9 protein-coding genes are annotated in these 10407 nt (G+C 74.4%); 3 read left to right on the top strand and 6 right to left on the bottom strand.

Annotated features, from left to right (window positions below; all coding sequences use genetic code 11):
- The 4 genes from GVL03_RS18295 to GVL03_RS18280 all read right to left on the bottom strand — a co-directional run.
- On the bottom strand, nt 1–968 hold a 968-nt coding region (locus GVL03_RS18295; protein ID WP_159502447.1), incomplete at its 3' end, for a glycosyltransferase.
- The gene (locus tag GVL03_RS18290) at nt 965–2038 is read right to left on the bottom strand and encodes a glycosyltransferase (protein ID WP_159502446.1); all 1074 of its coding nucleotides are present in this window, start codon (nt 2036–2038) and stop codon (nt 965–967) included. The genes GVL03_RS18290 and GVL03_RS18295, both read right to left, overlap by 4 nt.
- Nucleotides 2035–3168 (bottom strand): glycosyltransferase, encoded by a 1134-nt coding sequence (locus GVL03_RS18285; protein ID WP_235038235.1) that lies wholly within the window; start codon nt 3166–3168, stop codon nt 2035–2037. The genes GVL03_RS18290 and GVL03_RS18285 overlap by 4 nt, the downstream gene beginning before the upstream one ends.
- Before the next feature lie 110 nt (nt 3169–3278).
- Nucleotides 3279–4553, bottom strand: a complete 1275-nt coding sequence (locus GVL03_RS18280; RefSeq protein WP_159502445.1) for a CPBP family intramembrane glutamic endopeptidase — start codon at nt 4551–4553, stop codon at nt 3279–3281.
- Between the two features lie 84 nt (nt 4554–4637).
- Between GVL03_RS18280 and GVL03_RS18275 the strand changes: the two genes are divergently transcribed.
- Nucleotides 4638–5246, top strand: a complete 609-nt coding sequence (locus GVL03_RS18275) for a low molecular weight phosphatase family protein (protein ID WP_159502444.1) — start codon at nt 4638–4640, stop codon at nt 5244–5246.
- A 267-nt stretch (nt 5247–5513) separates the two neighbouring features.
- On the opposite strand, the gene GVL03_RS18270 is transcribed toward GVL03_RS18275, so the two are convergent.
- Nucleotides 5514–6560, bottom strand: coding sequence for an LLM class flavin-dependent oxidoreductase (locus tag GVL03_RS18270; RefSeq protein WP_159502443.1), 1047 nt, complete (start codon nt 6558–6560; stop codon nt 5514–5516).
- Between the two features lie 2 nt (nt 6561–6562).
- Nucleotides 6563–7888: an O-acetylhomoserine aminocarboxypropyltransferase/cysteine synthase family protein gene (locus tag GVL03_RS18265; protein ID WP_235038234.1), complete on the bottom strand. Its 1326-nt coding sequence runs from the start codon at nt 7886–7888 to the stop codon at nt 6563–6565.
- A 115-nt stretch (nt 7889–8003) separates the two neighbouring features.
- Here GVL03_RS18265 and GVL03_RS18260 point away from each other — a divergent pair, with 115 nt between their 5' ends.
- The gene (locus GVL03_RS18260) at nt 8004–8714 is read left to right on the top strand and encodes an alpha/beta hydrolase (protein ID WP_159502441.1); all 711 of its coding nucleotides are present in this window, start codon (nt 8004–8006) and stop codon (nt 8712–8714) included.
- 296 nt (nt 8715–9010) lie between these two features.
- Nucleotides 9011–10378, top strand: coding sequence for an aminotransferase class I/II-fold pyridoxal phosphate-dependent enzyme (locus GVL03_RS18255; RefSeq protein ID WP_159502440.1), 1368 nt, complete (start codon nt 9011–9013; stop codon nt 10376–10378).
- The last annotated feature ends 29 nt before the right edge of the window (nt 10379–10407 follow it).

The following is a 10407-nucleotide window of genomic DNA, read 5'->3' as shown; positions in this document are numbered from 1 at the left end:
GCCCCGCCGCCGTCGTTCCACGACCGCCATCCGCCCCCGTCGAGCGCCGCCGCGGCCGCCAGCAGGGGCCCCCATCCGGCCACCGGCATCCGGGCCACGACGATCGCGGGCCAGGGACCGGCCGCGAGCACGCGCCCGCTGGCGGCCTGCTCCCCGTACGGCCTCCGCTGCGGCACGACGATCGCGGGTCGCAGCGCCGCGGCGACGTCGGCGAGCGCGGTCTGCCCCGCATGGGTGACGACGACGTCGGCCGAGCGCAGCGCCTCCCGCGGATCCTCGACCCAGCGTCCCGACGAGCCCCCGATGTGGGTCAGCTCCCAGCCGGGCGTGCCCGCGCGGGCCGCGGCGATGCTCTCGGCGGTGAAGTCGTCGCCACCCCCGCCGGCGAGCACCAGCGCGCGGCGGGGCCGGGCGGACGCCGCGGCATCCGAGGGCGTCTCCCCCGCCGGCGGGAAGCGCGAGACGGCGCCGACCGGATGCAGCCGCGCCGCCGCGTGCGCCGACAGCCCCGACAGCATCCCCGTCGCGTCCGGCGGCCAGGCGGCGATGATCGCCGTCGACACCTCGAACCCGAGCGCGTGGGCGTCGTCGTCGCGGACGCCGGGCAGCGCCACCGTGACCACGCGCACGCCGTGGAGACGTGCGAGCAGCGCGACCTCGACCGACACGTCGACCACGACGACGGACGGGCGGGCTGCGGCGATCCAGGCCGAGACCGCCGCCATCCGATCGCGCAGCCCGTCGACGCCGACGGGCGCCCAGTGCAGCCGTCCCTGCGCCGTGGTCTCGGTCGCGGCGTCGGGGCCGCCGTCCGGGACGTCGAGCGCAAGCGCGATCCACTCGCCCGGCCACGCGTCGGGGCGGGCCAGGGACGACAGCCCCGTGACGGGCTCGCCGAGCGCATCGGCGACGGCGCGCGCCCGGCCGAGGTGGCCGCGGCCGTGGTGATGGATGTAGTAGCCGATCATGCGGCGAGACGAGGTCGGGCGAGCCGGCGGTAGAGGTCTTCGTAGCCGGCCACCATCCCCTCGAGCGACAGGTGCCGCTCGGCGTGCCGGCGCACGGCGTCGCGGGGCAGGGCCACGGCCTCCCGGATCGCGCGCGCCAGGCCGCCGACGTCGTCGGACGGCGCGGTCCTGCCGCTCGCCGGGGCGACCAGTTCGACGACGCCGCCGCGGGCGAAGGCGGCCACGGGGGTGCCGCAGGCCATGGCCTCGGCGACGACGAGCCCGTACGGCTCCTCCCACCGCGGAGTGACGACCGCGACCGCCGACCGGCCGACGAGCGCACCGAGCTCGGCGCTGTCGAGGTGTCCGGCGTAGCGGACGCCGCCGCCCAGGCGCGGGGCGACCTCGCGGGCGAAGTACTCCTCGTCGTGGCGGGGCCCGACGAGCACGAGCGGGATGCCGGCGGCACGGGCCGCGTCGATCGCGAGATGCGGAGCCTTCTCCGGCACGAGCCGGCCCGACCAGACCGCACCGTCCCCGCCGGGGCCGGGTGTCCACCGGTCGACGTCGACGCCGTTGCGGATGACGAGCGGCGTGACGGTGTCGCCCCACTGCGTCGCGGTGGACCGGCTCACCGCGACGAACGTCGAGGCGCCGGCGCCCAACCGCATGGCCGACTCCAGCCACGGTGTGGGCGGGGTGTGGAGCGTGGTCACCATGGGCATGCCGAGGGCGGGCGCCATGGCGATCGGCAGGTGGTGCAGCGTGTTGTTGTGCACGACGTCGAAGCGCCGCCGCCCCGCGCGCTGCAGGTCGAGCATGAGCGCGAGATACGCATGGTGCTCGCGCATCCACGCGTCCGGCGGAGCCGACACGTCCCGGCGAGCGCGTTCGGTCGGCGCGAACGGGACGACCTCGAGGGCCCGCACCCCGAGCGCGGGGTCGGATCCGGGCGCCGCGTAGACCGTGACGTCGTGACCGCGCGCGACGAGCGACCGCGCCAGCGCGTGCGTGTGTGCCTCGAGCCCCCCGGCGAACGGTTCGGCGATGGGGAAGCGGCTGGAGGCGATGAGGCAGATCCGCAGGCTCACCGCAGCAGGTCCCGGTAGAGCCGGGCGTGCGCGTCGGCGATCGCCTGGCGCTCCCCGAGGCGATGCTCGACCGGGAGCGGCTCGGGGGCGCCCGCGACCGCGGCGTCGTGCAGCGCCGCGAGGAGGGACTCCTCGTCGAGCCCGTCCTCGTCGTTGCCGTAGGCGAACACGGGTCCCTGCTCGCGGTAGTACCCGCACGTCGGGGCGATCACGGCCGTGCCGAGATCGCGGCAGGCCTCGAGCCAGCCGGAGTGGGTGCCGAAGCGGTACGGCAGCACCGAGGCGTCGAGGGACTCGAGATAGTCCCAGAGCGCCGCATCCGGGAGGAAGTCGTGGACGTGGAGCTCCAGCAGCCCGGCCGCCTCGGCCTCCGCGAGGTACGCGCCGAGCTCGGGCTCGTAGCCCGCGCCGCCGGGACGCAGCACGTCGCGGTGTCCGTTGACCTGCAGCACGCCGCCGGGGATCTCACCGATCGCGGCGGCGAGGACGCGCAGGATCGGCAGCGGGTTCATGCTCGCGCGCAGGCTCTTCACGTGCACGCCGACGCGGAACCCCTCGCGCCGTGCGCGCGGACGGCGGATGCGCGCCAGGCGGATGCGGTCGGCCTCGACGACGTGCGGATGCGGCAGCACGCGGGCGTCGCGGCCCCACCGGCGGCGGATCTCGGCGGCGGCGCCCGGGGTCAGCGTGACGAGGGCGTCGGCGGCGGGGATCAGCACGTCGAGCTGCGCGTCATGCTCGGCCCGCGTCGCGTGGTGGGGGTTGCGCAGATCGTGAACCGTCTGGACGAGCGGGCGCCCCGTCTCGCGCAGCGCCGCGACGAGCCCGCCGAGCTGCGCGGGCGTCTGCGCGTCGAACCCGAACTGCAGGTGGAAGACGTCGAAGTCCCGGTGCGCGCGCACCCACTCCGGCTCCAGCATCGCCGGCGGCCACCACCGCGACACCGTCGACCGCCCGGGCGAATCGGGGTCGGGATCGGCCAGGCGCTCCACACGGGGCAGCCCGTCGCCCGGATGCGGCGGGTCGAGGTGCCGCACGTAGACGTGGGATGCGGGCACCGACGCGACACGGATGGTGTCGGCGCGGGCGGGCGGAGTCGAGCCGGTTCGGCTCAGCTGGCGGAGGGACACGGGGCATCCCTTCAGATCATCGAGTGGATGTCTGCATCATCTCCCGCCGCGAGCCGCACGAATGCCACTTGACAGGAGCGGTTTCCGGCGGCATTGCGCTCGGCGAGCCGCTAGGACAGGCCGACTCCTCCACCCAGGCCCGCCATGGTGCCGACGAGGGCGAGCACGACGTACGACGCATTGAAGACGACGTGGGTCAGCAGCGCGCCCCAGATCCGCCCGGTCACGAGCACGAGAGTCGCCCCGACGAGCCCGACGAGCGCGATGGCGGCGCCCGACGCCCACGTCGTGCCCAGGGATCCGGTGAGCTCGTGGAGCAGCACGAACAGTCCCGTGCTCACGAGCGCGGCCCCGAACCCGGCGACCGCGCGCACGCGGGTGAGACGGCGGAACGCGGTGTACAGAGCCACCAGCAGCAGCACGTGGAAGAAGAGCTCCTCGACGGCCGGGGCGATCACGACCGGCACGACGAGATCGCCGAACCACCAGTCCCCCGCCAGCTGTCCGTCGACGGTCGGATACGACGGCCACACCGACGCCCCTCGGGCGCTCTGCTCCAGCAGGCCCGCCACGATCCGCAGCAGCACGCCGAACACGAGGCCGAAGAGCACGTCCGTCCAGCGGAACCGGAAGAGCCCTCGGGGGACCGAGCGTGTGAGCGCGTAGACGGTGGGCACGATCATCGCGACCCACAGCGCGATCGTGCCGATCCAGCCGCCCAGCACCCCGCCGACGAACTCGGTGGCGGCGGTCGCGACGAGCACGCCGGCGCCCAGCGAGACGACGGCCCAGCCGACCAGCAGCCAGTCCCAGTGCTGGGTCGAGGTGCCGCCCTGCAGCCACATGCGGCGCTTGCGGGGGCGACGGCTGCGCCGACGACGGCGCGCCTCGGCCTCGTCGTCCTCATCGTCCGTGTCATCGTCGGCGTCGGATGCGGCGTCCGCGGCGAGCACGCCGGTGGCGGCGAGCGCCGCTGACGCGTCGGCGTCGGCGTCGAACGGCTCGGTGCTCGAGCGACGGGCGACCCAGTCGCCGGAGTCAGAACGGGTGAAGCGCGACGACCGGCCGCGGGCCGCCGCCTCCGGTGCGGGCGCATCGGAGGGCACCTCGATGTCGGGGGCCTCGCCGAGGACGCCGGCCTCCCCGCCAGGCGTCTGCGCCACGGGGAGCGGGATCCCGGCGTCGACGACGACGCGGACGTCCGCGGGGACGTCGCTCTCGTCCGGATCGACGTCGCCATCGGCCGCGCCCGTCCCCGGCGCACCCGCGTCATCCGTTCCCGCCGCCTCCGCGGCGGCGTCCACGGGCGGCGGCGCATCCGTGGGCACTTCGACGTCGGGCGCCTCGAACAGGGGTTCTTCCCGTCCCTCGTTAGACTCGCTCACGGCGCCCACGTTACCGGGGCGGCGCGCACAATCCGCGTCCGCCCGCCGCGGCGCCGCACCACCGCCACCAGGGGAAGCGACGTCATGCTCCACGTCTTCACCGTCTGCACCGGCAACATCTGCCGGTCGCCGTTCGCCGAGATCATCCTGCAGGACGAGCTCGGAGACCGCGGGGTACGGGTCGCGAGCGCCGGCGTACGCGCCCTCGTCGACCAGCCGATGACGCCCGAGGCGATGCAGCTGGCGCGGCAGTACGGGGTGCCCGAGCCGCTCGTCGGCGGGCATCGTGCGCGCTGGCTGAACGAGTCGCACCTCGCCGAGCCGGATCTCGTCCTGGCCATGACGCGCGAGCACCGGCGCGCGGTCGTCGAGCTCGCGCCGGCCAAGCTCCGGGCGACGTTCACGGTGCGCGAGCTCGCCCGGCTCGCCGGGCTCGTGCCGGATGCCGACGCCGCCCGCATCGCGGACGCCGCCGGCACCGACCCGGGCGACCGCCTGCGCGCGCTGCTGGCCCATCTGGGGAGCGTCCGGGGCGAGCTGGACCCGCCCGCGGACCCCGCCGCCGACGACGTGGTCGACCCGTACCGCCGAGCGTGGGAGGTATACGAGCAGATGGCCGGTGAGCTGATGCCGGCACTCGGCGAGATCGTGCGCGTCCTCGACATCGCGACATCGCCCCCCGCGTCGCGCTGACCGGCCGTCGCGCGGAACCGCGTCGCGCCCCGCACGACCCGGGTTCGTGCACGACACAGCGTCGTCCCGCTGCCGACGCGCGCGCAACTCCGCGTGAGCCCATTCACACGCCGCGCGATCCCGCCGCACCAGCCGGATCGGAGGAGGTGCGCAGCGCAACCCACCGGCACCGCGCCGGTGCAGGCGCCCCCGCGCACTCGCCACGACCCTGCAGGCCGTGCGCACCCCAGGGCGCAGCCCCGGGCGCGAACGTGCCGACCGCGGTCCTCAGACGCCGACGCGGGCGCCGACCCCGAGCAGCGGGAACACCTGCTCGGCGATCCGGGCGAGCTCCTCGCGGGCGGGCGAGGACTGGATCAGCAGCAGGGTGATGCCCGCCTCCTCGTAGGCCCGGATGCGGTCGGCCACCTGCTCGGGCGTGCCGACCAGGCCCGGACGCAGCCCGCGGGTGCCGACCGAGTACTCCCGACGCGACACCTCGATGTCGAGCTGCGAGTTCTTCACGAACTCCTCGAACGAGGCGTAGCCGGGCGAGCCGGGGTCGACCGTCGTGATGCGCTCGAGCTCGGCCTGCGCCTCGGCCTCGGTGTCGCGCACGATGACGTACGCCGCCATGCCGAACTCGTCGATGGGGCGCCCGGCCAGCCGCAGCCGGCGCTCGTTCATGTCGGCGACCTTCGCGCGCACCTCGTCGAGGGTTCCGCCGTGCAGCACGTACGAGTCGGAGAAGCCCGCGATGGACTCCCGCCCGTGCTCGCTCTCGCCGCCGGCGAAGATCGCGGGCTGACTCGCGGGCTTCGGCGAGAGGATGGCGTCGTCGATCCGGAAGTGCGCCCCGTCGTACCCGAACGGCGTCTGCGTCCACAGCCCCCGCAGGATCTCGACGAACTCCCGGGCCTGCTCGTAGCGCTCGTCGTGCCGGGTGAAGCGGCCGCCGTACTGGCGCGCCTCCTCCTCCCACCAGGCCGCCACGACGTTCAGGGCGAATCGCCCGTCGCCCCCGATGTCGACGATCGTCGCCGACTCCTTCGCCGTCACCGCGGGCAGGTGGAAACCGGGGCGCACCGCGGTCAGCACCCGCAGTCGATCGGTCACGGCGAGGATCGCGGCCGACAGCGACCAGGCCTCGAGACTCGGCGCGTCGGTGCCCTTCCGGTCGTTGAGGTAGAGCTCGGGCACGAGGGTCGTGTGGTAGCCGAGCCGGTCGGAGAGTTGCGACAGCTCGCGGATGTAGGCCCACGTGGCCGGCATCCCCTCGTCGCCGACGTTGCGGAGGTATCCCCCGTAGACGGGTGTCCAGTATCCGAGATCCATGGTCATTCCTTCGGGACGAGGGCGAGCGCGTTGTCGAGGTCGGCGATGAGGTCCCGCACGTCCTCCAGCCCGATCGAGAGCCGCACGGTGCCGCGGCCGAAGCCGGCCTGCGCGAGCTGCTCGTCGTCGAAGTGGCTGTGCGTCGTGGTGGCGGGGTGCACGACGAGGCTGCGGGCGTCGCCGATGTTCGCGACGAGGGCGAAGTGGCGGAGACCATCGATCACCTGCTCGACGTGGGCGTCGCCGGTGGCGAGGTCGAACGAGAACACCGAGCCGGCCCCGCGCGGCAGGTAGCGCGCCGCCGCGTCGTGCCAGCGATTGCCGGGAAGGGACGGATGGTGCACCCGCGCGACGGAGGGATGCTCGGCCAGATGGGCCGCGATCCGCGCCGCCGAGGCGTTCTGCCGCTCGAGGCGCAGATCGAGCGTCTCGAGGCCCTGCAGCAGCTGGAACGCGTTGAACGGCGACAGCGACGGGCCGAGGTCGTGCACGAGCTTGGTCTTGGCGTAGACGAGCAGGGCGCTGCGCTCGCGTCCGAAGCGCTCCCACAGCACGACGTCACCGACCCGCGGATACGGCTGGGTGAACTGGGGCCACCGCTCGGCCTCGGCCCCGAAGTCGAAGGTGCCGAGGTCGACGATCACCCCGCCGAGCGACGTGCCGTGGCCGCCGATGAACTTCGTCGCCGAGTAGACGACGATGTCGGCGCCGAACCGCTTCGGCTGCTGCAGGTACGGGGTGGCGATCGTGTTGTCGACCACGAGCGGCACCCCGGCGGCGTGCGCGATCCCGGCGATCTCGGCGACCGGCAGCACCGAGGCGACGGGGTTGCCGATCGTCTCGCCGAAGAGCGCGCGGGTCGTGGGGCGGATGGCGGCCCGCCACGCGTCGAGGTCGTCCTGGTCGACGAGGGTCACCTCGATGCCGAAGTCGGCGAAGGTGTCGGTGAGCAGATCCACCGTGCCCCCGTAGAGCTGGCGCGCGGCGACGATGTGCTCGCCGGTGCGCGCGAGGGAGAGCAGCGCGATCGCGACGGCGGACTGGCCGGACGCGGTGGCGAGCGCCGCCACACCCTCGTCGAGCGCGGCGAGGCGCTCCTCGAGGACGAGCTGGGTGGGGTTCGCCGTACGACTGTAGAGGTTGCCGGTGCGGCGCAGCGCGAAGATGTCTCGCGCCGCGGCGAAGCTCTCGAACTCGTACGCCACCGACTGGTAGATCGGCGGCACGGCCGTGTTCTGCGGGGTTCCCGGCCGGTAGCCGGCGCGCACCTGCCGCGTCGCGAACCCGGTCGGGTCGAGGTGGTCCGGTTCGGGTGTCTGCGCGCTCACAGCGCCCATGTTCGCAGACGGGCACCGCGGACATCGATTTGTTCTGTAACATTTCGCGCATTGATCGGGTGGCACGTAGGTTATGTCCCGACAATGACTGCAGAGGGGGTAACCCGTGACCGAATGGCGGGAACCGGAGACGGCACCGCGAGGCTCCGTGATCGTGATCGCGGGCCGCGGCGAGACGACGGCGCTCTACGAGCGGTTCGCCCGAAGGCTGGCCGTCGATGGCTATCGCTCGACGGTCGTGGTCTCGGACGCGGCCGACGCCCTCGACGCCGCCCGCGCCGCCGTCGGCACGACGCCCGGGGACATCCCCGCCGTGGTCGTCGGCTCGGACGCCGGCGCGTCGGTGGCCGCGCGGATCGCCGCCGAGCATCCGGCCGCCCTCTCCGGCGTCGTCCTGGCCGGGCTCCTGACGGTCGGGGCCGTCGCTCCCGCCGACTGGGCGGCCGAGGTCGAGGCGCGCTCGGCGTGCCCCGTGCACCGCGGCGTCCTCGCGGCGTCGGCCGTGCCCGGCCGGCTGGCGGATGCGGCCGAGCCCGTGACGGCGGATGCGCTCGCGCACGTCGGCGTGCCCGCCTTGGCGGTGCACGGCGAGAGCGACCCGGTCAGCCCGGTCGCCGACGCCCTGCCCGTCTACGACGCGCTCCGCGACGCCGACGTGGTCATCGTCTCCGGCGGCCGCCACGACATCCTGAACGACGTGACGCACCGCTCCGTCGCCGCGGAGATCGTGCAGTTCCTCGAGCGGCTGCGCACCCCGGGCGCCCCGCACGCGCTCTCCCGGTCCCGGGCGGGTGACCGTACGACGGTCGCCGCCTGACGCGAAAGTCCTCACGCTTCGTCTCGCTGCGCTCGCTCAGCGACCGGGCTTTCGTGCCCCCACGGAGTGCCCCGCAGGGGCCCTGAGAAGCTGACGCGAGAGTCTCCTTCTCCGGTCCCTGAGCGAGGAGCGCAGCTCCGAGACGACGGGCAGCGACCGGGCTCCCGCGCCCCGGAGCACCCGCACGCGTGTCGACGGATGACCGCGCCGGGCTTGTCATCCGCTTTGTTCGCTATGGTGTGTCCGACGCGCCCTGACATTGTCTGCGGCGCACGGCGACGGAAGAGCGGGCGAGCATGACGGTGTCGGCGGACCGGGATGTGGTGTCCCCCGAGTGGGTGCTCTCGCACGTCGCGGACCGCACGGCCGAGGGCCTGGCCACGGCTCTGTCGGCCCTCATCCGCTCGGGCGACCTCGCCCCGGGCACACAGCTTCCGACGGTGCGCGACCTCGCGGGCACCGGTCGCACGAGCGTCGGCATCGTGCTCGCCGCGTGGGGGATGCTGCGCGAGGGGGGCCTCATCCAGACCCAGCGTCGCGGCGGCACGATCGTGCTCGCCCCGCCGGTGTCCGACGCCGCGGCGTTCGCCGGATGGACCTCGGTGGACCTCGGCCAGAGCGCGCCCGACATCCGCCTGCAGCCGGCGCTCGCCGACGCCCTACTGGCGAGTCTCGACGCCGAGACGCTGAACGTCTTCGGCCGCGAGTACATGACCGATCGGCTGCGGGATGCGGTCGCCCCCGAGTGGCCGTTCGAGCCGCAGGCGTGGACCACGGCCGGCGGCGGCACCGAGGCGCTGCTCCTCGCGATCGAGGCCGCAGCGCCCCCGGGCGCCCTGGTGGCCGTCGACGAGCCGGTCGGTCCGGGCCTGCTCGACACCCTGCGGGACCTCGGCCTGCGGGCGATCGGCGTGGAGGCGGACGACGACGGCCCCCGACCCGACGCGCTCGCGCGGGCGTTGGAGGCTGGCGCAGTGGCCTTCGTCTTCCAGCCGGGCGCCCCGTTCGGGCTGCGCCATCGCGTCGCCTCCGGGCGCGCCGGTGAGCTCGCCGACGTGCTCGCCCGGCACGATGACGACGTCTGGGTGATCGAGGACGACTCGATCGGCCCGCTCGAGACCCTGCCGTCGCCCTCCCTCGGCGCGGCGCTCCCGGACCGTGTGCTCCGCATCCGCAGCTTCTGCAAGGCGTACGGCATCGACGTGCGCACCTCGGTGCTCGCCGGCGCCGGCGAGCTCGTCGACCGCACGATAGGCCTGCGCAGTCACGGCGTCGGCTCGAACAGCCGCATCCTGCAGAACACGCTCGCGCACCTGATCGCAAGCCCCTCCGTCGCCGAGACGGTCGCCCTCGCCCGCGAACGCTATTCGTCGCGTCGGAGCGCCCTGCTGGCCGCCCTGACCGATCGCGGGCTCACGGTGCGCTCGGGACCGCACAGCCTGGTCGTCTGGGTCGAGGTGCCCGACGAGACCGCGGCGCTGCTGGCCCTCGCCCGGCACGGCGTGTCGGCCGGCGCCGGCAGCCGGTCGTTCGCGGCCTCCCCCCAGCAGCCGCTGCTGCGCCTGTCGGTCACGCAGCTGCCCGACGACCCCGCTCTGGTCGGCGAGCTCGCCGACCACGTCGCCGCGGCCGCCCGCGCGTCGTTGCGCGAGTTCTTCGACTGACCAGCCCGCCGCCCGCCGCCGCTCCAGCC

It is taken from the genome of Microbacterium sp. 18062, from assembly GCF_902706225.1.
Taxonomy (GTDB): domain Bacteria; phylum Actinomycetota; class Actinomycetes; order Actinomycetales; family Microbacteriaceae; genus Microbacterium.
The sequence above is the reverse complement of the archived record's forward strand: the minus strand, read 5'-3'. Positions and strand labels throughout refer to the sequence as shown.